Source organism: Nevskia sp., assembly GCF_021732705.1.
GTDB lineage: Bacteria > Pseudomonadota > Gammaproteobacteria > Nevskiales > Nevskiaceae > Nevskia.
Genome location: NZ_JAKFUM010000010.1, coordinates 238645 through 259549, shown reverse-complemented (window position 1 = coordinate 259549; position 20905 = coordinate 238645). Strand labels below are relative to the sequence as shown.

Here is a 20905-nt window from a genome sequence, read left to right as displayed (position 1 = left end):
GCCTGTCGAGGCCTCAGAAGTTGGCCGCTTCCAGTTCCATCAGCTCGCTGGCCGGCATCCGCACGTTTGCGCACAGGCTGTGCACCTGCGGCAGCATGCGCGCCGCGAAGAACTGCGCGGTGTTGAGCTTCTGCTGCTTGAACAGCTCGTCGCTCGAATTGATCGCCGCCTTGGCCATGCGCAGCCAGTTGTAGCCGAGATAGGTCAGGCAGAACGCGCGCTGGAAGTCGACGGCGCCGAAGCCGGCATCGTTCGGGTTGGTCTTGAACGATTCCTGCAGCCAGGTGGCGGTCTTTTCCAGATCGTCCAGCGCTTCGCGCAGCGGCTTGGCGATGAAGCCGAGCGGCGCGTCGCCGGTCGATTCCGAACGGACCTTGGCGAAGAAGCGCTGCGCGAGACGGCCGTTGTGCATCATCAGCTTGCGCCGCACCAGATCCATCGCCTGGATGCCGTTGGTGCCTTCGTACAGGCACAGGATCTTGGCGTCGCGCATGATCTGCTCGACCCCGTGTTCGCGGATGAAGCCGTGGCCGCCGTAGACCTGGATCGCGGTCGAGCCCAGTTCCACCGCCGCGTCGGTGCAGAAGCTCTTGACCAGCGGCGTGTTCAGTTCGACCCAGTCGTTCGCTTCCTCGCGCACCGCCGGGTCCGGGTGGTGGTGCGACATGTCGACGTACATGCCGGTCTCGTAGGCCAGCACGCGGGCACCTTCGGTGGTCGCCTTCATCGTCAGCAGCATCCTGCGCACGTCCGGGTGGTCGATGATCGCGGTGCCGCCGTTGAAGGCCTTGCCCTGCTTGCGGTCCTTGGCGTACGCGATGGCGTTCTGCGTGGCCAGCTCGCACAGGCCGAGGCCCTGCATGCCGACCAGGATGCGCGCGAGGTTCATCATCACGAACATGTTCTGGATGCCGGTGTTCTGCGCACCGACCAGCCAGCCCTTGGCACCCTCGAACTGCAGCGAGCAGGTGCACGAGCCGTGGATGCCCATCTTGTGCTCGATCGAGGTGCAGCGAATGCCGTTGCGCGCGCCCAGCGTGCCGTCATCGTTGACCAGGAACTTCGGCACCACGAAGGTCGACAGGCCCTTCACGCCCGGCGGCGAATCGGTGGCCCGGGCCAGCACGAAGTGGATGATGTTGTCGGCCATCTGGTGTTCGCCAGAGGTGATGAAGATCTTGCCGCCTTCCAGCGAGAACGAGCCGTCGCCGTTCGGCGTCGCCTTGGTCTTCACCGCGCCGAGGTCCGAACCGGCCTGCGGCTCGGTCAGGCACATGGTGCCGGTCCACTCGCCGGTCGCGAGCTTCGGCAGGTACTTCTGCTTGATCTCGTCCGAACCGCTGGCGAGGATGCCCTCGAAGCAGCCGACGGTCAGGCCCGGGTACAGCGCGAACGCCACGTCCGCCGAGCACAGCATCTCGTCGATGACCTTGGCCAGCGTGTACGGCAGGCCGGCGCCGCCCCATTCCGCCGGGTTGGCGATGCCGACCCAGCCGCCTTCCCAATACTGCTTGTAGGCTTCGACGAAGCCCTTCGGCACGGTGACTTCACCGTTGGCCAGCTTGCAGCCTTCGGCATCGCCCGGCGCGTTCAGCGGCGCGATCTGGTTCTGGATGAACTTCGCGGCTTCCTCGACCAGACCGTTGAGGGTGTCCGGCGTCGCATCGGCGAGGGCCGGCATCTCGGTCAGCTGACCGACATTCAGGACATCGTTGAGCACGAACTGGATTTCGCGCACGGGCGCTGTATAGGTCGCCATGGATCAAGCAACTCCGGGTTTGGGGTGAATGGAAAGGGAAATTTATTGAACGAAAGGCTAACACAGGCCACCCGATCCGGACCCGGTTTGGCCCCGGTCAGGATGTGCCCATCGTGTCGAATCCGGCGCAGGCTGCGTCGTCCGCGGGACGCTGCCGTCCGCGGATCAGACTCGGCGCGTGGCGTGTCGGCCGCACGCCGGCCGGGGCGTCAACACACGCCGCGGGCGGCCGCTGGCGCGTGGCGCGTGATGCCGAACGCGCCCGGAAATGCCGTCAGATCGGGGACTTGGCAGCCGGGTAGACGACGTATCGCAGTTCCGCGCCGGCGGCCTTGGCTGCACCGGTCAGTTCCGTGGCATGCACGGCCGGGCCGACATAGATGATGGTCAGGCCGCTCAGGCTTTCGTCCCGGTGCGCCGCCAGCGCGCCGAGCAGGTTGCGGCGATTGCGCTCGGCGTCCGGCCCGGAAATGCCGAGAAAGTCGTTCTCGGCAGCGGCCAGCACCAGTTTCTCGCCCAATTCGGCAATCTCCTCGCTGGCCGGCTTGTCGTCGGTGAATGCGAAGAAGTAGTAGCTCTCGACCTCGGCCGGCACTTGTTCGCCGGCCAGCCGCATGGCCGCGTTCAGATTGAACGGTTCGGCATCGGACACGGCCGGTGTCTGCGCCGCCGCGACCGCTTCCGCGGACGGCGCACGGTAGGCCAGCAGCAGCGCCGCCGCGATCGCCACGCAGATGACGCCGGCCGTGCGCTTGTCGCCGCGATGCGTCGGTCCGAACGGTCCCTGCGGGCCGGTGCTCGACGCGGAGGGCGTTGCGGACGGCGGCGGAGTCGGGGCAGGCGTGCTCATCGGAAGGGCTCGTCGGGAGATGGCAGGGCAGAACGGATGCCGGGTCGGCAGATTATCACCGTCGATCCCGAGCCGACGGCGCTGCACCTGGTTCGGGCAAGGTGTCGACCGGGATATCGACCGGCGAGCACGGATGCGATCCGGATCAAGGCCGATCCACCGTGATCGCGTGCAGCCTTGAATCTCCGCGGCGGCGGCCGCACAGCAGGGAAGCCGGCGCGGAAGTTCGACGAAAAGTCCGCGTCAGGAGCCCGGATTTGCCCCGAAATGCACCTTGAAAGAGCGCTGCGGACCGTGTGGCATAATCCAGCCCCTTTTTCCACGAACATCAGGTTTTCAACGTGCTGGAAATTCTCGACTTTCTGATTCCCGTGGCGCAGGCCCAGGGCACGGGCGCTGCCGGCTCCGCGTCCCCGCCGGGAGTCCTGGCCGCGATCTGGCCGCTGTTCGTGCTGCTGCCGCTGTTCTATTTCATGCTGCTCCGGCCGCAGATGAAGCGCGCCAAGGAAGCCCGCGAAATGCTCGGCAAGCTCGCCAAGGGCGACGAGGTGGTGTCCAGCGGCGGCCTCGCCGGCCGGATCACGACGATCGGGGAGAACTACATCACCCTCGAAATCGCCGACAAGGTCGAGGTCAAGCTTCAGAAATCGGCCATCGGCAGCGTCCTGCCGAAGGGCACGCTCAAGAACCTGTAATTCCCGGCGTCCGGCCGCCGGTCCACCCGGCGCGCCTGCCTTCACGCACCGGCCGGTCAGCCGCCGGTCCCGCCTCGCAGCCTGACGAATCCCATGCATCACTACCCTTTCTGGAAACCCGTGACGCTGGTCATCGTCACCTTGCTCGGCGCGCTGTACGCGCTGCCGAACGTCTATCGCGAAGACGTGGCCGTGCAGATCAGCACGACCTCCGGTGATCCGGTGCCGGCCAGCCTCGGCGACACGGTCGCGGCGACGCTCGAAGCCAAGCAGATCGTGGCCAAGGGTTCGCGCCTCGAAGGCAACCAGTGGATCGTCCGCTTCGCCGACCCGGAAACGCAGCTGAAGGCGGTTGACGCGATCAAGCGCGATCTCGATGGTCAGGGTTACGTCGCTGCCCTCAATTTCGTGTCGACGACGCCGAACTGGCTGCGGGCCATCGGCGGCAAGCCGATGTCGCTGGGCCTCGATCTGCGTGGCGGCGTGCATTTCCTGCTGCAGGTCGCGATCGAGGACGTCAAGAAGGCCGCGGTCGACCGCCTGTTCAACGACGTGCCGAAGCTGCTGCGCGACAAGGACATCCGCTACACCGGCCGGCGCAAGGCCGGCGAGTCGATCGTGATCGAATTCGCCGATGCCGATCGGCTTGAAAAGGCCCGTGCCGCCATCGCCAAGGACAATCCGGACCTGACCCTGACCCCGCCGGCTGACGCCACGGCGCCGTCGCTGCAGGTCACGCTGTCGGAAGTCGCCGCCAAGCGCCTGATCGACGACGCCGTCGAGAAGAACCTCATCACCCTGCGCAACCGCGTCAACCAGTTCGGCGTGGCCGAGCCGATCGTGCAGCGCCAGGGCGCAGACCGCATCGTCGTCCAGCTGCCCGGCGTGCAGGACCCGACCCGGGTCAAGGAACTGCTCGGCGCCACCGCCACGCTCGAATACCGTGCGGTCGACGAAGCCGCGGATGCCAACGCGGCGGCTGCCAGCGGCGTGATCCCGGTCGGCGACGAACTGTTCTACGAGCGCGGCACGCGTCGGCCGTTCCTGCTGAAGCGCGAAACCATCGCCAGCGGCGCCGAACTGACCAGCGCCACGCCGACGATCGATCAGGAATCCGGCACCCCGGCGGTCAGCGTCAAGCTCGACAGCAGCGGCGCCAAGAAGATGCTCGACTTCACGTCGAAGAACGTCGGCAAGCTGATGGCCGTCGTCTACAAGGAAACCGAGATCAGGACCACGTACAATGCGAAGGGCGAACCGATCCGCGAGCGGAAGGACGTGCAGGAAGTGATTTCGGCCGCGACCATCCGCGGCGTGTTCGGCGCGCAGTTCCAGACCACCGGTCTCGGCAGCCGCGAAGCCAGCACGCTGGCCCAGCTGCTGAAGGCGGGTGCGCTGGTGGCACCGATCGAGATCATCGAGGAACGTACCGTCGGCCCGAGCCTCGGCGCCGACAACATCCGCCGCGGCTTCTCGGCCGCCGTGCTCGGCCTGGGCCTGGTGATGGCGTTCATGGTCATCTACTACCGCGTGTTCGGCCTGTTCGCGATCGCCGCGCTCACCGTCAACCTGCTGCTGCTGACCGCCGTGCTGTCGCTGTTCCAGGCGACACTGTCGATGCCCGGCATCGCCGGCATCGTGCTGCACATGGGTATCGCGGTCGACGCCAACGTGCTGATCTACGAGCGCATTCGCGAAGAACTGCGGGCGGGACTCAAGCCGCATCAGGCGATTGACGCCGGCTACGACCGCGCATTCCTGACCATCGCCGACGCCAACGTCACCGTGCTGATCGGCACGCTGATCCTGTTCTTCCTCGGCGCCGGCGCGCTGAAGGGCTTCGCGATCACGCTGGCCATCGGCATCGTGACCTCGCAGTTCACCGCCATCGTCGGTTCGCGCACGCTCGCCCACTGGGTGTTCGGCAAGCGCACCAACCTGAAAGACCTGCCGATCTGGTAAGCAGAGGACATTGAACGCATGAAAATCTTCTCGAATGTCCCGAAGTTCGACTTCATGGCGCAGCGCAAGGTCGGCCTTGCGATCTCGGCGCTGCTGACGACAGCGTCGATCCTGCTGGTGATCTTCCGCGGCCTGAACTTCGGCATCGACTTCACCGGCGGCGTGCTGGTCGAAGTCAACTTTCCGCAGTCGGTCGAGCTCGAAAAGGTCCGCGAGGATCTCGCCAAGGGCGGTTACGAGCACGGCATCGTCCAGTACTTCGGCGGCTCGTCCACCGTGCTGATCCGCCTGCCGCCGAACGAGGACACGTCGGCGGAGCTGAGCACGAAGGTGCTCGCCGCGGTCGGCGTGGCGAAGGAAGGCATGCGCCGCATCGAGTTCGTCGGCCCGCAGGTCGGCGAGGAACTGAGCCAGAAGGGCTCGATCGCGATGCTGGTCGCGTTCGGCCTGATCGCCGCGTTCATCGCCTTCCGCTTCGAATGGAAGTTCGCGCTGGGCGCCATCGCGGCCCTGATCCACGACGCGGTGATGGTGCTCGGCTTCCTGTCGGCGTTCTGGGTCGAGTTCGACCTGACCACGCTGGCGGCGATCCTCGCGCTGATCGGCTATTCGAACAACGAGACCATCGTCATCTTCGACCGCGTTCGCGAAAACCTGATCAAGACCCGCAAGGCCACGGTGTTCGAGGTGGTGAATCTGTCGGTCAACCAGACCCTGCTGCGCTCGATCATCACCCACGTCACGACCCTGCTGGTCTGTACCGCACTGTTCCTGCTCGGCGGTTCCAGCGTGCACAGCTTCTCGGTGTCGATGATCGTCGGCGTGATCGTGGCAACGTACTCATCGATCTACGTCTCGACCGGTCTGGCCGTGGCGCTCGGCGTCAAGCGCGACGACCTGCTGCCGCCGGAAGAGAAGGACGAGAAGATCAAGGCCGAAAAGCTGGCCAAGGCCGAGAACGACGGCGCGGTGGTCTGATCCACCGCAGCGCATGCAAAAAACCCCGCTGCGGCGGGGTTTTTTGTCGGCGCGATGTCCCGGTCGCTGACCGGTGCCGGCGCTTCAGGCCGGATCGCTGACGATCGGCTGCGCCACGCCGCGCAGCGCTTCCGCCAGCTGCGCGTGCAGCTTGTGCGGCGCGGCCAGCACATGACCGGTGGTCATCGGGTCGAGTCCGCCGAACAGTTCGCTGACGGTGCCGCCGGCTTCCTGCACTAGCACCACGCCGGCAGCCATGTCCCAGGGCTTCAAGCCCAGTTCGAAGAAGCCGTCGAGACGGCCGGCGGCGACGTAGGCCAGATCGAGTGCGGCCGAGCCGGCGCGGCGAATGCCGGCCGAGTTGCCGGCGATGGTCTTCAGCATCGGCAGATAGGCGTCGAGCAGGTCGGCGCGGATCGGCACGCCGGTGCCGATCAGGGCGCTGTCGAGTTCCTTGGCCTGGCTGCCGCGGATCTTGCGATTGTTCAGCGTGGCGCCGGAGCCGCGCGTGGCGCAGTACAGGTCCTGCGTGCACGGGGCGTAGATCACGCCGTGTTCGAGCTTGCCGCGCACCTGGATGCCGATCGACACCGCGAAATGCGGCAGGCCGTGCAGGAAGTTGGTCGTGCCGTCGAGCGGATCGACGATCCAGACCACTTCGTTGTCCCCGGTCGCACCGGATTCCTCGCCGAGCACCGCGTGGTTCGGGTAGGCCTTGCGGATGATCTTGATGATCTCCGCTTCCGCGCTGCGATCGACCTGGGTCACGAAATCGTTGCGGCCCTTCGATTCGATCGTCAGCTGGTCGACGCGATCGAGGCTGCGCATGATGAAGTTGCCGGCCGAGCGCGCTGCGCTGGTGGCGATGTTGACGAGCGGATGCATGGAAAATCGGGTCCGGTGATCGTGTGGCGCGGCGCGGAACTGGCATCCGCGCGTTCAAAGCCGGAAACTTCCGGCTTTGCCGTCGATGAATCAAGAAGTGGAACTATTATCCCGCATCCGCGTTGTACTCGTTGCCACCCGCCATCCGGGCAACATCGGCTCCGCCGCCCGCGCGATGCGCAACATGGGCCTGACCGATCTCGCGCTGGTCGATCCGCACCGCTTTCCGGACCCTGAAGCGACCGCGCTGGCCAGTGGCGCCGACAGCATTCTGGACAGCGCGACGGTGCACGCGACGCTGGTCGATGCCATTGCCGACTGCGAGCACGTGATCGCAACGACCGCGCGCGTGCGCTACGTGTCGATCCCGTTTTCCGAGCCGCGCGAGTGCGTGGCGCGACTCGCCGCCGGCCAGCATCCGGGGAAGGTCGCGATCGTCTTCGGCCGCGAGCGCACCGGGCTGACCAACGAGGAGCTCGACCATTGCCGCGAAGCGGTCGCGATCCCGACCGATCCGCAATTCGGCTCGATGAACCTGGCCGCCGCCGTGCAGATCATGGCCTACGAACTGCGGCTGGCCGCGGGTGCCAGGATTCCGGAAATGCCCGAGCACCAGCCGGTGCCGCAGGGCCAGATGGAGCATTTCTTCGATCATCTGGAGAAGGTGCTGATCGCGACCACGTTCGTCGATCCGGCTGCGCCGCGCTTCATCATGCGGCGGATGCGACGGATGTTCGGCCGCGCCGCGCCGGACAGCCACGAAATCAATATTCTTCGAGGCATCCTGACCTCGGTCGAGGAAGCGCTCGGGATCAAGCCGACGACCAAGACCTTTCCCCACCTCCCGCTCCACGCACAGACCCAGAAAGAGCAGCCATGAACGGCGTCCCGACTCTCGATTTCCGCCGCTACCACACGGACCGTGCCGCCTTCGTCGCCGAACTCGGCGCGGCGTATCGCGAATACGGTTTCTGTGGCCTGAGCCACCACGGCATCCCGAAAGCCCTGATCGACGAGGCCTATTCGGTCTTCCAGGCGTTCTTCGCGCTGCCGCAGGAAGCGAAGCTGCAGTACGTCGCCGGCCCCGGCGGCACGCGCGGCCTGACGCCGTTCAAGGTCGAGACCGCGAAGGGCGCGAGCCTGCCGGACCTCAAGGAGTTCTGGCACATCGGGCGTGAAATCCCGCGCGATTCGAAGTACGCGGCGATCATGGCGCCGAACGTCTGGCCGGCCGAAGTGCCGGGCTTCCGCGAGAAGGGCTATGCGCTGTACACCGCGCTGGGCGAACTCGGCGCCCGCGTGCTGTCGGCGCTGGCGCTGCACATCGGCCTGCCGGAACACTGGTTCGACGACAAGATTGACAGCGGCAACGCCATCCTGCGCGCGATCCACTATCCGCCGATCACGTCGGACGACATCCCGAACGTGCGCGCCGGCGCCCACGAGGACATCAACCTGATCACGCTGCTGGTGGGCGCCAGCGAGGGCGGGCTCGAGGTCAAGACCCGCAAGGGCGAGTGGCTGCCGATCACCACCGAGGGCGATGCCATCGTCGTCAACATCGGCGACATGCTGCAGCGGCTGACCAACCACGTGTACCCATCGACGACGCACCGCGTGGTCAATCCGAAAGGCGAGGCCGCGCGCCGCGCCCGGTTCTCGGTGCCGTATTTCCTGCATCCGAATCCGGATTTCCTGATCGACGTGCTGCCGTCGTGCATCACCCCGGACAACCCGAGCCGGTATCCGACGCCGATCACCGCGAACGATTACCTGTGGGAGCGGTTGCGCGAGATCAAGCTGACCTGAGCGCCGCGTCGGGGCTGTCGTCGGGGGCAGCCGGGGCGGAGCGGTAAACTCCGCGCATGCCGATCTATTTCGACCACAACGCGACCACGCCGCTGGACCCGCGGGTGCTGGATGCGATGCTGCCGTACCTCAGCGGGCCGTACGGCAACGCGTCCAGCGTGCACCGCTACGGCCGCGCCGCCCGCGATGCCATCGAGGCCGCGCGGGTGCAGGTGGCGGCGCTGGCCGGGGCCGAAGCCTCGGAAGTGACGTTCACCAGCGGCGCCACCGAATCGAACAACCTGGCGCTGAAGGGGCTGGCCGACGGCGTGCCGCGGGCCGCGGATGCCGCGCGCATCCTGTACGGCGGCACCGAACATCCCGCGGTGCTCGAGGCGGCGGAAGCGCTGCGTGGCCAGGGCTGGCCGGTCGAGACCATCGCCGTCGACCGTTCCGGCGTCATCGACTGGCCGGCGTTCGAGGCGCAGCTGGCGGGTGGCCCGGTGCGGCTCGCGGCGCTGATGCTCGCGAACAACGAAACCGGCGTGATCCACGATACCGCGCGCGCGGCAGCCCTGGTTCACGCCCGCGGTGGCCTGCTGCATGTCGACGCGGTGCAGGCCGCCGGCAAGCTCGCGTTCGATTTCGGCAGCAGTGGCGCCGATCTGATGAGCCTGTCGGCGCACAAGCTGTACGGTCCGAAAGGCGTCGGCGCGCTGCTGGTGAAATCGCACGTCGGTCTTGCGACGCAGTTGCACGGCGGTGGCCAGGAGCGCGGCCTGCGCGGCGGCACCGAAAACCTCGCCGCGATCGTCGGCTTCGGCGCGGCCTGCGCGCTGGCGGCGGCGGAAGTCGAAGGCCGGATGGCGCGCTGGACCGAACTCAAGGCGCGTCTGGAGGCCGGTCTGCGCCGGCTTCCCGGCATCACGATCTTCGGCGATGGCGTGGCGCGTCTGGCCAACACGGTGCAGTTCGGCGTCGAGGGCTGGGAAGGCGAAGCGCTGCTGATGGCGCTGGATCGCAAGGGCATCGCCGTGTCCAGCGGTTCCGCCTGCGCCAGCGGCACCGGCGAGCCGAGCCATGTCCTGCTGGCGATGGGCTGGCCGCGCGACATCGCGTTCTCGGCGATCCGCGTCAGCTTGGGGCTTGCCTCGACCGAGGCCGAAATCGACCGCTTCCTGATCGTGCTGGGTGAACTGAAAATGCAGGTGGCGGCTTGATCTATCTCGACTATGCCGCGACGACGCCGCTTGACGAGCGGGTCTTCGACGCGATGCTGCCGTACCTGAAGCCGGACGGTTTCCACGGCAATCCGGCTTCGACCCACGGTCCGGGCTTCAAGGCGCGGGCGGCGGTGGAGAAGGCGCGGGCGCAGGTCGCCGGGCTCATCGGCGCGGACGCCGCCGAAATCGTCTGGACCTCCGGCGCCACCGAATCGAACAACCTCGCGATCAAGGGGGCGCTCGAGTTCCGCGGCTTTCCGAAGAACGCGAAGGCCGCGCACATCGTCACCTCGCGGATCGAGCACAAGTGCGTGCTCGATACCTGCCGACATCTCGAAACGCTCGGTGCGCGCGTCACGTACCTGAAGCCGGACGCGCTCGGCCGGGTCACGCCGGAGGCGGTGATGGCGGCGATCACGCCGGACACGGTGCTGGTCTCGCTGATGTGGGTGAACAACGAGATCGGCGCGGTCAACGACATCGAGCGACTGGCGCCGCGGCTGCGCGAGCGCGGCGTGATGCTGCATGTCGACGCCGCCCAGGCGGCCGGCAAGCTGGCGATCGATCTGAAAGCCGTGCCGATCGATCTGCTGAGCCTGTCCGCGCACAAGCTGTACGGGCCGAAAGGGGTCGGCGCGCTGTTCGTGCGCCGCAAGCCGCGCGCGCGACTGGCACCGCAGATGCACGGTGGCGGACACGAGCAGGGCATGCGCTCGGGCACGCTGGCCACGCATCAGGTGGTCGGCATGGGGGCGGCCTGCGCGCTGGCGATGCAGCAGTTCGATGCCGATGTCGCCCACTGGCGCGGCCTGCGCGATGCGCTGTGGGCCGGCCTGCGCGACATTCCGGGCGTGCTGCGCAACGGTCCGGATGGCGGCGATGGCGAGCACCGCGTGGCGCCGCACGTGCTGAACCTGAGCTTCCCGGGTGTCGAGGGCGAAGCGCTGCGGGCCTCGCTGCCGGCGATCGCGGTCTCGAGCGGCTCGGCCTGCTCATCGGCCACGGCCGAGCCGTCGTACGTGCTGCGGGCACTCGGCCGCGACGACGAACTGGCCAACGCCAGCCTGCGGTTTTCGGTCGGCCGCGCCACGACCCTGGCGCAGATCGAGCAGGTCGCGAAGACCGTCATCGCGCAGGTGGCGTGGCTGCGCGAACTGTCACCGCTGCCCGTTCCGGCGGTGACGCGATGACCGCTCGCGATTCTGATCTCGACAATCCGTACGGCTACGCGCCGGAAATCTGGCGGCTGTTCCGCACGGCACCGAACGCCGGCGCCTTCCCGCCGGGCACCGATGGCGTGGTCGCGGCCGAAGCGGGCACGCCGGCAGCGCGCTCGGTGCTGCGGCTGGAACTGCGCGTGGACGCCGGCATGGTCGCCGACGCCCGGTTCCGCGCGTACGGCTGCCCGGCCAGCATCGCCGTTGGTGCCTACATCGCCGGCTGGGTCCGTGGGCGGTCGATGGCGGAACTGTCGACACTGAAAGCCGGCGATCTGCGCGAAGCGCTTGAAATTCCGGAAGATCGTGCACACTGTGCCTTACTCGGGGAAGATGCGCTGCGCGCCGTTCTGGCCCGGTATTCGAGGGAATCGACATGAGCATTGCACTGACCGAAAGCGCCGCGAAGCGCATCCAGTCCCAGCTGACCAAGCGCGGCAAGGGCTATGGCCTGCGCATCGGCGTCAAGAAATCCGGCTGCTCGGGCTACGCCTACGTGCTCGATTACGCCGACGCGCCGGGTGCCGATGACGAAGTGTTCGACGCCCATGGCGCCAAGGTCGTGGTGGCGAAGGAACACCTGTCGTTCCTGAACGGGCTGACGCTCGACTTCCAGCGCGATGGCCTCAACGAGGCGTTCAAGTTCCGCAATCCGAACGTCACCGGCGAGTGCGGCTGCGGCGAAAGCTTCGCCGTCTGAGGCTTCCGATGGCCGGCCGCCTCGGCGGCTGGCGTGCTTGTTGCAGCGCCGCAGATTGCCGCTGCTCGCCGTAACCCGCTAACATTCCGTGTTTTTCCGCCCCCGGATGCTCCGTGGGCGCTATTTTCATCAACACACGGAACATCATCATGGCGGTTGAACGCACCCTTTCGATCATCAAGCCCGACGCCGTTGCCAAGAACGTCATCGGTGGCATCTATTCGCGTTTCGAAGCAGCCGGCCTGCGCATCGTCGCCGCCCGCATGGAACACATGACGCGCGAAGAAGCCGAAGGTTTCTACGCGGTGCACAGCGCCCGTCCGTTCTTCAAGGACCTGGTCAACTTCATGATCTCGGGCCCGGTCATCATCCAGGTGCTCGAAGGCGAGGACGCCGTCGCCAAGCACCGCGACATCATGGGCGCCACCGACCCGAAGAAGGCCGCACCGGGCACGATCCGTGCAGATTTCGCCGACTCGATCGACGAGAACGCCGTGCATGGTTCGGACAGCCTCGAAAACGCCGCGCGCGAAATCAGCTACTTCTTCCGCATCACCGAACTCGCGCCGCGCACGCGCTGAAGTCGACGGGAGGCGTGAGGCGTGAGGCGTGAGGCGGAAATGCCGGTGGTGGATCTGGGGGGCAAGGTGCCGCCCTGTAATCCCGTACCCGTTGTCACGCCTCTCTCCTCACCCCTTACGCCTCACGTTGACGCAGCAAAGCGCGTCAACCTGTTCGGCCTCGATCGCGCCGCGCTGCGCGAGCAGTTCGAGAAGATGGGCGAAGCCGGCTGGCGTTCCGATCAGGTCATGCTGTGGATCTACCGGCGCGGCGTCTCGGATTTCGAGCAGATGAGCAACATCGGCAAGGCGCTGCGCGCGCGCCTTGCCGAGCATTTCGTCATCCGTCCGCCGGAACTGGTCACCGAACAGGTGTCGGTCGATGGCACCCGCAAGTGGGTGCTGCGGCTGGAGGAAGCTGAAGGCAAGCCGGTCACGATGATCGAGACCGTCTACATCCCCGAAGCCAATCGCGGAACGCTGTGCATCTCGTCGCAGGCAGGCTGTGCGATGGACTGCTCGTTCTGCTCGACGGCGCAGGGTGGCTTTTCGCGCAACATGAGCACCGCGGAAATCGTGGCCCAGGTCTGGTTCGCCGGGAAAACCCTCGGTGGCGACTTCCAGAACGAACGCGTCATCTCGAATGTCGTGTTCATGGGCATGGGCGAGCCGCTCGCCAACTACAACAACGTGCTGCCGGCGATCCGCATCCTGCTCGACGACTTCGGCTTCGGCCTGAGCAAGCGTCGGGTCACGGTGTCCACGTCCGGCCTCGTGCCGTTCATCGATCGGCTGGCCGGCGATGTCGATACCGCGCTGGCGATTTCGCTGCACGCGGCGAACGACAAGCTGCGGGACCAGCTGGTGCCGATCAACAAGAAGTACCCGATCGCCGAGCTGATGGAGTCCTGCAAGCGCTACCTCGCCGGCAAGGACCGCAAGGCGCACATCATCTACGAATACGTGATGCTCGACGGCATCAACGACCAGCCCGAGCACGCGCGCGAGCTGGCCAAGCTGCTGAACAGCCAGGGTCAGGCGGCGAAGGTCAACCTGATCCCGTTCAACCCGTTTCCGCAGGCGCGCTACAAGCGTTCGAAGCCGGAAGCGATCGAGCGCTTCTCCGAAATCCTGCGCGCCAAGGGCCTGCTGACGATGACCCGCCGCACCCGCGGCGACGACATCGACGCGGCCTGCGGGCAGCTCGTCGGCAAGGTGCAGTCGAAGCAGAAGAAGCGGCTGGGCGACATTCCGGTGCGCGTGTCATGACCAGCCCGCAGGCCGTGCGCCCGACTCGCCTGGCTCCGATCCCCACCGCCGTTGCGGCGGGGCCCCTCGTCGGGGGCTCGCGGGCTTCCTGCGGCCAGCTCGTCGGCAAGGTGCAGTCGAAGCAGAAGAAGCGGCTGGGTGACATTCCGGTGCGCGTGTCATGACGCGCCGACTCGCCCTCATGGCTGCGACAGTCCTGCTCGCTTCGTGCGTCACCGAGCAGGTCGGCGATGCCCGCATCCAGACGCCGGCCAACCTGGGCGAAGCGGCGCAGATCAACACCCAGCTCGGTGTCGACTATGCGCGGCAGGGTCGCTTCGACATCGCGCAGGAAAAGCTGCTGAAGGCGATCGAGCAGGACGACCGCTATGCACCGGCGCGTACCGCGATGGCCTACGTGCTGACCCAGATCGGCGACGCCGAGGGCGCCGAGCGCGAGTACCGCAAGGCGCTGGCGCTCGATCCGAACGATGCCGGCACCCACAACAATTTCGGTGTGTTCCTGTGTGCCCGCGGCAAGACCGCCGAGGCCGACAAGGAATTCCGCACCGCGCTGGCCGATCGCAACTACGGCACACCGGCGGCGGCCTGGACCAATGCCGGCGTCTGCGCCCAGAAGGCGGGTGACACGGCGCGCGCCGAAGAGAATTTCCGCCAGGCGCTGAAGATCGATCCGGAGTTTCCGGATGCGCTGGCGCGAATCGCGGTCTTGACCGCGCGCAAGAGCGACTGGCTGCGGACCCGCGCCTTCCTGCAGCGTTACGAGCGCGTGGCGGCCCTGACGCCGGAACTGCTGCTGGTGGCGGCGCGCACCGAACGCGCGCTCGGCGACGAGGCGGCCGCCCGCCGTCACGAGCAGAAGCTGCTGCGCGAATTCCCCGAATCCGACCAGGCCGTGCAACTGCAGAAGAAGCCGGCCGCTCCATGACTTCCGACATCCCGACCACGCTGCGCATGGCCTCCGAAACCTCCGATCAGCCGCACGACACCGGTTCCGCCGGCCCCGGCCGCACGATCCGTCAATCGCGCGAACGCGCGCGCCTGAGCCTCGAAGAGCTGGCCAAGGAAACGCGCCTCGCGCGGGCGACGCTCGAAGCGCTGGAGCGTGATGACTTCTCGACCTTGACCGAGCCGGTCTACGTCCGCGGCTACTACCGCAAGTGCGCGAAGGTGCTGAACCTGTCGGAGAACGAGCTGATCGCCAGCTACGACAAGCTGTTCGCGCCGAAGAGCCAGTCGATCCCGACCAAGCTGCTGTTGAGCAATTCCGACACGATGAGTCCCAGCGGCCGTCGTGGCGGCTCACGCGGCATGCTGGCCACGGTCGTGGTCGTCGCCGTGCTGACCGCCGCGATCTGGTTCGTGACCCACGACCCGTCGCGTTTCGGCTTCGGCGATGCCGCGGCGACCGGCACCACCGAGGTCGCCGCCAGCGCACCCGCGCCGACGCCGATTCCGCTGCCGCCGCCATCGCCGATCGAGCCGTCGGCCGTCACGACGACGTCCGATGGCGGCGCGACGACCGCGACCCCGGCAACTGCGACGCCGGCCGCGTCGCTGAATCTCGATGCCACGCTGACGTCGCCGTCCGGCACGTCGAGCACCCCGCAGAGCGCGCCGCAGCCCGGCACGCAGACGGCGCCGCCGTCGGTGTCGCCGTCGACCGCGGGCGGTGCTTCGCCCGCGCCCGCCACGCTGACGCCATCGACCACGCTGGCCGGCAACACCACTGCGGCCGCGCCGACACCGGCGCCGACGTCGGCCGCCGTGACCATTCCGGCCGCGTCGGGCGCAGCGGCGTCATCCGGTCCGCTCGTGCTGAGCTTCAAGTCCAGTTCCTGGGTGCGGATCGAGGATGCCGACGGCCGTCTGCTGCTGTCCGGCACGATCCAGGCCGGTGACCGCCAGCAGCTCAGCGGGCGGGCACCGTACGCGCTGTTCCTCGGCTACGCGCCGGGTGTCAGCGTCGAGTACAACGGCCGGCCGATCGACACCACGCCGTTCGTGCGCCAGAACTCGACGGCGCGGATCAGCGTGCCGCTGCCGCCCGCGACCGCGACACCGGCACCGACGCCCTGACCGCGGGCTGATCGTTGCCGCAAGCCCGCGTTTCGACTCCCATCCTTTTTCGACTTTCCCTGCGGCCCTCCCGCCGCCGACTCGCCCCATGAAGATCCAATCCGTCCGTGGCATGAACGATGTCCTGCCTGCCGATTCCGCGGCCTGGCAGCACGTGCATGCCGTGGCCGCGCAGGTATTCGCGGCCTATGGCTATGGCGAGTTGCGCCTGCCGGTGGTCGAGCGCACGGAGCTGTTCAAGCGCGCGGTCGGCGAAGTGACGGACGTGGTCGAGAAGGAGATGTATTCGTTCGAGGATCGCGGTGGCGAAGCGATCAGCCTGCGGCCGGAACTGACCGCCGGTGTCGTTCGCGCCGGCATCGAGCACGGCATCCTGTTCAACCAGCAGCAGCGCGTCTGGTGCACCGGCCCGGTGTTCCGCTACGAGCGCCCGCAGGCCGGCCGCTACCGCCAGTTCCACCAGCTCGATGTCGAAGCGTTCGGCATCAACACGCCGGATGTCGATGTCGAGATCATCGCCATCGCCGCACAACTGTGGAAGCGGCTCGGCATGAGCGGCTTCCAGCTGGAGATCAATACGCTGGGCACGCCGGCCTGCCGCGCCGTGCATCGTGCGGCGCTGATCGACTATCTGCAGCAGCACGAGGCCGCGCTCGACGACGACGCGCGCCGCCGCCTGCACACGAACCCGCTGCGCGTGCTCGACTCGAAAGTGCCCGCAACGCAGGCCATCGTCGAAGGTGCGCCGAAGCTGCTCGACTATCTCGATGAGGCGTCACTGGCACATTTCGCGGCGGTGAAGGCCGGGCTCGATGCACTCGGCATCGGCTACATCGTAAACCCGAAGCTGGTCCGCGGGCTCGACTACTACACGCACACCGTGTTCGAGTGGACGACGAACCAGCTCGGTGCCCAGGGCACGGTCTGCGCCGGTGGCCGCTACGACGGCCTCGTGCAGCAGCTCGGCGGGCCGCAGACCACCGGCGTCGGCTTCGGCCTCGGCATCGAGCGGCTGATCCTGCTGATGGGCGTGCAGAACGTGCCGGTGGTGTCGAACGGCCCGCAGGTCTATGTCTGCCGCTTCGGCGACGGTGCCGAACACGTCGCGCTGACCCTGGCCGAGTCGCTGCGCGACAGCTTTCCGAACCTGCGGCTGGTGCTCAACGCCGGCGGTGGCGGGCTCAAGTCGCAACTGAAGCGCGCCGACAACAGCGGCGCCCGCTACGCACTGGTGCTGGGAGACGACGAAGTCGCCGCCGGCACCATTCAAGTAAAATCGCTGCGCGGCGAGGGCGACGCCTTCACCTGCGCCCGAACCGAGCTGGCCGCGGAACTCTCCCGCCGGCTGGGGCTCTGAAGCCAGATCCCGTATTTCGTTTCGATCCCGAATCCCAAAAGCAGCTTCGAGCTGCCTCCTGACGCGACTGCCGAGAAAGACCGATGAGCACCCATTACGACGACGAAGCCCAAGTCGAAGACCTTCGCCGCTGGTGGAAGGAAAACTGGAAGCCGCTGGCGATCGGTCTGGTGCTGGGTCTGAGCGCGATCTTCGCGTACGAGGCTTACACCCGGAACAAGGACAACAAGCGCGCCGAAGCCTCGCAACTGTTCGAGGAGCTGAAGGCCGCCGTCACTGGCAACAAGTACGACGAGGCCGTGAAGATGGGTGACCGTCTGGTCGCCGACTTCGATTCGACACCGTACGCCGTGGCGGGCGCCCTGAAGCTGGCGCAGGCCGCGGTCGAAGCGAGCAAGCTGGAAGAGGCGCGTGCCCGTCTGGAATGGGCCGCCGCCAATGCCAAGGACGCCGCGCTGAAGCCGCTGATCCAGCTGCGTCTCGCGCGCGTGACCTGGCAACAGGGCAAGGCGCCCGAGGCGCTGAAGCTGCTCGACGGCGATGCCGGCACCTACGCCGTGCTGTTCGACGAACTGCGCGGCGACATCAAGCTCGCCGAAGGCGATCGCGCCGCGGCACTGGCCGAATACAACAAGGCACTCGGCGTTCTCGGCACGGCGACGGCCGGTACGCCGAACGCGCCGATCGCCGAAGCGCTGCAGCGCAAGGTCGATGACCTCGCCGACGTCGCCAGCGCCGCGCCTGCGGCCGCCGCTGCGGTGACTCCGTGATGCCGATGCGCCGCGCTGCTGCACTCGGCGTTGCACTCGGTATCGCGCTGCTCGGCAGCAGCGCCTGTTCGTCGAAGCCGAAGGTTCGTCAGCCGACCAAGCTGGCCGAGCTGAAATCGCCGGAAATCAAGGTCGAGCAGGTCTGGTCGCGTTCGATCGGGAACGGCAGCGGCGGTTTCTACGCCGGCCTGCGTCTGGCACTCGAAGCGGATGCGCTGTACACCGCATCGGTCGACGGCAAGGTCGTGGCGCTGTCGCCGAAGACCGGTGCCACGATCTGGAGCACCTCGACGAAGGCTCGCGTCATTTCCGGGCCGAGCGTGTCGGGCGACCTGGTGCTGGTCGGCACGCTCGATGGCGACGCCATCGCGCTGCAGCGCGCCACGGGCAAGGAAGTGTGGCGCGCGAACTTCGCCAGCGAGCTGACCGCAGCGCCGGTCGGCAGCGGCGACATCGTCGTGGTCCGCGGCGTCGACGGCAAGCAGTTCGGCCTGTCGGCAAAGGATGGCAGCCGCATCTGGAGCTTCGACCGTCAGGTGCCGACGCTGACCCTGCGCGGCCTGTCCGAGCCGCTGATCCTCGGCAACAAGGTCTACACCGGGCTCGACAGCGGCAAGCTGGTGGCGCTGAACCTGGCCGATGGCGTCACCGCGTGGGAACAGAACATCTCGGTTCCGACCGGCCGCGGCGATCTCGACCGCCTGACCGACATCGATGCCGATCTGATTGCATCCGACAACGGCCTGTATGTCGTGACCTATGGCAACGACATCGCGCTGCTCGATCCCGCGAGCGGCGAAAGCCGCTGGCGCCGCAGCATCAAGAGCTATTCCGGCATGTTCGCCGATCCCAAGCACCTGTACGTCACCGACAACGACGGCGTGCTGTGGAGCCTCGATCCGGAGTCCGGTGCCGTCAGCTGGAAGCAGGAAGGCGTGAAGTACCGCCGCCTGTCGCCGCCGATCACGCTCGGCCAATATGCCGTCGTCGGCGACTACAAGGGTTACCTGCACTGGTACGAGAACGGCGAAGGCCGTCTCGTTGCCCGCAACAATCTCGGCGGCGAGCCGATCACCGCGCCGCCGGTCAGCGATGGCGAGCGCCTGTTCGTGATGGATGTCGATGGCAAGCTCGCCGCCTACCGCATCGGCACGTCGCGCTGAGTCTTGATGGGTCCGGGCACCGCTTGCCCGGATGCGGTTCCCACGCCCCGGAGCGTCCGCTCCGGGGCTTTTGTCGTCATGGCGATGAGTGCGCAAGTGCTTGAATCGTCAGCTTTTCCCGGTGGTCGTGAATCATGAGCAGCATCCCAGAAGTGCCTTCCGAGGCCACAACCGAATCCGTCCAGCCGGCCGCTGAATCCCCTGTTGCGGCGGCGGAAACGCCGGTCAACGTGCTGCCGGTGATCGCGCTGGTCGGCCGGCCGAATGTCGGCAAGTCGACCCTGTTCAACCGCTTCACCAACAGCCGCGATGCCCTGGTGGCCGACTACGCCGGCCTGACCCGTGACCGTCAGTACGGGCAGGGCAAGTTCGAGGACAAGCGCTTCATCGTCGTCGACACCGGCGGCCTGATGCCGGAATCCGACGACGCACTGGCCGCCCTTGCCGAAGCGCAGGCGCGCATCGCGATCGAGGACGCCGACACCGTGCTGTTCCTGGTCGATGCCAAGGCCGGGCTGATGGCGTCCGACATCGAGATTGCCAGCGTGCTGCGCAAGCTCGGCAAGCCGGTGCGGCTGCTGGCGAACAAATCCGAAGGGATGACCAAGTCGCTGGTCGCCGAGTTCTACAAGCTGGGCCTGGGCGAGCCGACGACGATCTCCGCCGAGCATGGCGATGGCATCGGGGCCTTGCTGCGCGAACTGCTGGCCAATACGCCGGCGGGCGCTTTCGAGCCGGAATTCGATGACGGCAAGATCCGCGTGGCGATCGTCGGGCGCCCGAACGCCGGCAAGTCGACGCTGGTCAACCGGCTGATCGGCGAGAACCGCGTGCTGTCGTCGAACGAGCCGGGCACCACGCGCGATTCGATCAGCGTGCCGTTCGAATGGGGCGGCAAGGCCTTCGAACTGATCGACACCGCCGGCATCCGGCGCAAGGCACGCGTCACCGAAGTGATCGAGAAGTTCTCGATCGTCAAGACCTTGCAGGCGATCGACCGCGCGCACGTGGTGATCGCGATGGTCGATGCCCACGACGAGATCGGCACGCACGACGCGCGGGTGATGGGCCTCGTTGCCCACCACGGCCGGGCGATGGTGCTGGCGGTCAACAAGTGGGACGGGCTGGACACCGACAAGCGCAAGTGGGTGCGCGAGATGGTCGACTTCAAGCTGCCGTTTCTCGACTACGTGCCGGTGAACTTCATCTCGGCGCTGCACGGTTCGGGCCTGCGCGAGCTGATGGAGCACGTCGTCGCCGGCTACGAGGCGACGACCCGCGAGATGCCGACACCGGAACTGAACCGCGTGCTGATCGCCGCGATCGAGAAGCACGCGCCGCACGCCATCCTCGGCCGCCGGATCAAGCTGCGCTACTGCCATCAGACCGGCCGCAACCCGCCGGAGATCATGATTCACGGCAACCAGACCGACAAGCTCAAGGACAGCTACAAGAGCTACCTCGCGAACACCTTCCGCGACGCGTTCAAGCTCAAGGGCGTGCCGCTGAAGCTCGAATTCAAGACCGGCGACAACCCGTTCAAGAACAAGAAGAGCGACCTGTCGCAGGCCATGCAGATGAAGAAGAAGCGGCTCGCGGCGCAGTCGGCGAAGACCAAGAAGTAGTGGCGGGTCTCGCCGAGTTCAGGGC

At 67.0% G+C, this 20905-nt stretch carries 21 protein-coding genes; 18 read left to right on the top strand and 3 right to left on the bottom strand.

Annotated elements, in window-relative coordinates; all coding sequences use genetic code 11:
* Window positions 1-13 precede the first annotated feature (13 nt).
* Both QZ951_RS12535 and QZ951_RS12530 read right to left on the bottom strand, forming a co-directional pair.
* Window positions 14-1759, bottom strand: a complete 1746-nt coding sequence (locus tag QZ951_RS12535) for an acyl-CoA dehydrogenase family protein (RefSeq protein WP_293001013.1) — start codon at window positions 1757-1759, stop codon at window positions 14-16.
* A gap of 274 nt (window positions 1760-2033) precedes the next feature.
* Window positions 2034-2609, bottom strand: coding sequence for a hypothetical protein (locus QZ951_RS12530; RefSeq protein WP_293001012.1), 576 nt, complete (start codon window positions 2607-2609; stop codon window positions 2034-2036).
* A 344-nt stretch (window positions 2610-2953) separates the two neighbouring features.
* Here QZ951_RS12530 and yajC point away from each other — a divergent pair, with 344 nt between their 5' ends.
* The 3 genes from yajC to secF all read left to right on the top strand — a co-directional run bounded on the left by yajC (window position 2954) and on the right by secF (window position 6244).
* Window positions 2954-3304 carry a preprotein translocase subunit YajC gene (yajC, locus tag QZ951_RS12525; protein WP_366943915.1) on the top strand — a complete coding sequence of 117 codons (351 nt, stop codon included), beginning with the start codon at window positions 2954-2956 and terminating at the stop codon, window positions 3302-3304.
* A gap of 93 nt (window positions 3305-3397) precedes the next feature.
* On the top strand, window positions 3398-5266 hold the full coding sequence (secD, locus tag QZ951_RS12520; RefSeq protein ID WP_293001010.1) for a protein translocase subunit SecD: 1869 nt from the start codon (window positions 3398-3400) through the stop codon (window positions 5264-5266).
* Window positions 5267-5284: 18 nt separating this feature from the next.
* Complete coding sequence (gene secF, locus QZ951_RS12515) at window positions 5285-6244, top strand: protein translocase subunit SecF (RefSeq protein WP_293001009.1); 960 nt, start codon at window positions 5285-5287, stop codon at window positions 6242-6244.
* A gap of 84 nt (window positions 6245-6328) precedes the next feature.
* Here the strand turns inward: secF and QZ951_RS12510 are convergent, their stop codons facing one another.
* Entirely contained in the window at window positions 6329-7129 is an 801-nt protein-coding gene (locus tag QZ951_RS12510; protein WP_293001008.1) for an inositol monophosphatase family protein, read from the bottom strand.
* An 85-nt stretch (window positions 7130-7214) separates the two neighbouring features.
* On the opposite strand from QZ951_RS12510, the gene QZ951_RS12505 reads away from it, so the two are divergent.
* The 15 genes from QZ951_RS12505 to der all read left to right on the top strand — a co-directional run bounded on the left by QZ951_RS12505 (window position 7215) and on the right by der (window position 20880).
* Window positions 7215-8009, top strand: coding sequence for an RNA methyltransferase (locus QZ951_RS12505; RefSeq protein ID WP_293001006.1), 795 nt, complete (start codon window positions 7215-7217; stop codon window positions 8007-8009).
* Window positions 8006-8938 carry a 2-oxoglutarate and iron-dependent oxygenase domain-containing protein gene (locus tag QZ951_RS12500; protein WP_293001005.1) on the top strand — a complete coding sequence of 311 codons (933 nt, stop codon included), beginning with the start codon at window positions 8006-8008 and terminating at the stop codon, window positions 8936-8938. Before QZ951_RS12505 ends, QZ951_RS12500 begins: the two co-directional genes overlap by 4 nt.
* Window positions 8939-8994: 56 nt before the next feature.
* The gene (locus QZ951_RS12495) at window positions 8995-10137 is read left to right on the top strand and encodes a cysteine desulfurase family protein (RefSeq protein ID WP_293001004.1); all 1143 of its coding nucleotides are present in this window, start codon (window positions 8995-8997) and stop codon (window positions 10135-10137) included.
* The gene (locus QZ951_RS12490) at window positions 10134-11330 is read left to right on the top strand and encodes an aminotransferase class V-fold PLP-dependent enzyme (RefSeq protein ID WP_293001003.1); all 1197 of its coding nucleotides are present in this window, start codon (window positions 10134-10136) and stop codon (window positions 11328-11330) included. The genes QZ951_RS12495 and QZ951_RS12490 overlap by 4 nt, the downstream gene beginning before the upstream one ends.
* Window positions 11327-11737, top strand: coding sequence for an iron-sulfur cluster assembly scaffold protein (locus QZ951_RS12485; RefSeq protein WP_293001002.1), 411 nt, complete (start codon window positions 11327-11329; stop codon window positions 11735-11737). Before QZ951_RS12490 ends, QZ951_RS12485 begins: the two co-directional genes overlap by 4 nt.
* On the top strand, window positions 11734-12057 hold the full coding sequence (locus QZ951_RS12480; protein ID WP_293001001.1) for an iron-sulfur cluster assembly accessory protein: 324 nt from the start codon (window positions 11734-11736) through the stop codon (window positions 12055-12057). Before QZ951_RS12485 ends, QZ951_RS12480 begins: the two co-directional genes overlap by 4 nt.
* Before the next feature lie 149 nt (window positions 12058-12206).
* Window positions 12207-12638: a nucleoside-diphosphate kinase gene (gene ndk / locus QZ951_RS12475; RefSeq protein ID WP_293000999.1), complete on the top strand. Its 432-nt coding sequence runs from the start codon at window positions 12207-12209 to the stop codon at window positions 12636-12638.
* A gap of 150 nt (window positions 12639-12788) precedes the next feature.
* Window positions 12789-13886: a 23S rRNA (adenine(2503)-C(2))-methyltransferase RlmN gene (gene rlmN, locus QZ951_RS12470; protein WP_366943914.1), complete on the top strand. Its 1098-nt coding sequence runs from the start codon at window positions 12789-12791 to the stop codon at window positions 13884-13886.
* Window positions 13883-14050, top strand: a complete 168-nt coding sequence (locus QZ951_RS12465) for a hypothetical protein (RefSeq protein WP_293000998.1) — start codon at window positions 13883-13885, stop codon at window positions 14048-14050. The genes rlmN and QZ951_RS12465 overlap by 4 nt, the downstream gene beginning before the upstream one ends.
* A 17-nt stretch (window positions 14051-14067) precedes the next feature.
* Complete coding sequence (gene pilW / locus QZ951_RS12460) at window positions 14068-14814, top strand: type IV pilus biogenesis/stability protein PilW (RefSeq protein WP_293000997.1); 747 nt, start codon at window positions 14068-14070, stop codon at window positions 14812-14814.
* Window positions 14811-15965: a RodZ domain-containing protein gene (locus QZ951_RS12455; RefSeq protein WP_293000996.1), complete on the top strand. Its 1155-nt coding sequence runs from the start codon at window positions 14811-14813 to the stop codon at window positions 15963-15965. The genes pilW and QZ951_RS12455 overlap by 4 nt, the downstream gene beginning before the upstream one ends.
* Before the next feature lie 88 nt (window positions 15966-16053).
* Complete coding sequence (gene hisS / locus QZ951_RS12450; protein ID WP_293000995.1) at window positions 16054-17322, top strand: histidine--tRNA ligase; 1269 nt, start codon at window positions 16054-16056, stop codon at window positions 17320-17322.
* Window positions 17323-17405: 83 nt separating this feature from the next.
* A complete protein-coding gene (locus QZ951_RS12445; protein ID WP_293000994.1) occupies window positions 17406-18092 on the top strand; it encodes a tetratricopeptide repeat protein in 687 nt (228 codons plus the stop codon).
* Between the two features lie 5 nt (window positions 18093-18097).
* On the top strand, window positions 18098-19255 hold the full coding sequence (gene bamB / locus QZ951_RS12440; RefSeq protein WP_293000992.1) for an outer membrane protein assembly factor BamB: 1158 nt from the start codon (window positions 18098-18100) through the stop codon (window positions 19253-19255).
* A 134-nt stretch (window positions 19256-19389) separates the two neighbouring features.
* Window positions 19390-20880, top strand: a complete 1491-nt coding sequence (gene der, locus QZ951_RS12435) for a ribosome biogenesis GTPase Der (protein ID WP_366943895.1) — start codon at window positions 19390-19392, stop codon at window positions 20878-20880.
* Window positions 20881-20905 lie beyond the last annotated feature (25 nt).

What these genes read in the sequence shown, in the direction of transcription:
- QZ951_RS12535 (WP_293001013.1), bottom strand. Translation starts at nt 1,759, where the DNA reads ATGGCGACCTATACAGCGCCCGTGCGCGAAATCCAGTTCGTGCTCAAC.
- QZ951_RS12530 (WP_293001012.1), bottom strand. Translation starts at nt 2,609, where the DNA reads ATGAGCACGCCTGCCCCGACTCCGCCGCCGTCCGCAACGCCCTCCGCG.
- secD (WP_293001010.1), top strand. Translation starts at nt 3,398, where the DNA reads ATGCATCACTACCCTTTCTGGAAACCCGTGACGCTGGTCATCGTCACC.
- secF (WP_293001009.1), top strand. Translation starts at nt 5,285, where the DNA reads ATGAAAATCTTCTCGAATGTCCCGAAGTTCGACTTCATGGCGCAGCGC.
- QZ951_RS12510 (WP_293001008.1), bottom strand. Translation starts at nt 7,129, where the DNA reads ATGCATCCGCTCGTCAACATCGCCACCAGCGCAGCGCGCTCGGCCGGC.
- QZ951_RS12505 (WP_293001006.1), top strand. Translation starts at nt 7,215, where the DNA reads ATGAATCAAGAAGTGGAACTATTATCCCGCATCCGCGTTGTACTCGTT.
- QZ951_RS12500 (WP_293001005.1), top strand. Translation starts at nt 8,006, where the DNA reads ATGAACGGCGTCCCGACTCTCGATTTCCGCCGCTACCACACGGACCGT.
- QZ951_RS12495 (WP_293001004.1), top strand. Translation starts at nt 8,995, where the DNA reads ATGCCGATCTATTTCGACCACAACGCGACCACGCCGCTGGACCCGCGG.
- QZ951_RS12485 (WP_293001002.1), top strand. Translation starts at nt 11,327, where the DNA reads ATGACCGCTCGCGATTCTGATCTCGACAATCCGTACGGCTACGCGCCG.
- QZ951_RS12480 (WP_293001001.1), top strand. Translation starts at nt 11,734, where the DNA reads ATGAGCATTGCACTGACCGAAAGCGCCGCGAAGCGCATCCAGTCCCAG.
- ndk (WP_293000999.1), top strand. Translation starts at nt 12,207, where the DNA reads ATGGCGGTTGAACGCACCCTTTCGATCATCAAGCCCGACGCCGTTGCC.
- QZ951_RS12465 (WP_293000998.1), top strand. Translation starts at nt 13,883, where the DNA reads ATGACCAGCCCGCAGGCCGTGCGCCCGACTCGCCTGGCTCCGATCCCC.
- pilW (WP_293000997.1), top strand. Translation starts at nt 14,068, where the DNA reads ATGGCTGCGACAGTCCTGCTCGCTTCGTGCGTCACCGAGCAGGTCGGC.
- QZ951_RS12455 (WP_293000996.1), top strand. Translation starts at nt 14,811, where the DNA reads ATGACTTCCGACATCCCGACCACGCTGCGCATGGCCTCCGAAACCTCC.
- hisS (WP_293000995.1), top strand. Translation starts at nt 16,054, where the DNA reads ATGAAGATCCAATCCGTCCGTGGCATGAACGATGTCCTGCCTGCCGAT.
- QZ951_RS12445 (WP_293000994.1), top strand. Translation starts at nt 17,406, where the DNA reads ATGAGCACCCATTACGACGACGAAGCCCAAGTCGAAGACCTTCGCCGC.
- bamB (WP_293000992.1), top strand. Translation starts at nt 18,098, where the DNA reads ATGCGCCGCGCTGCTGCACTCGGCGTTGCACTCGGTATCGCGCTGCTC.
- der (WP_366943895.1), top strand. Translation starts at nt 19,390, where the DNA reads ATGAGCAGCATCCCAGAAGTGCCTTCCGAGGCCACAACCGAATCCGTC.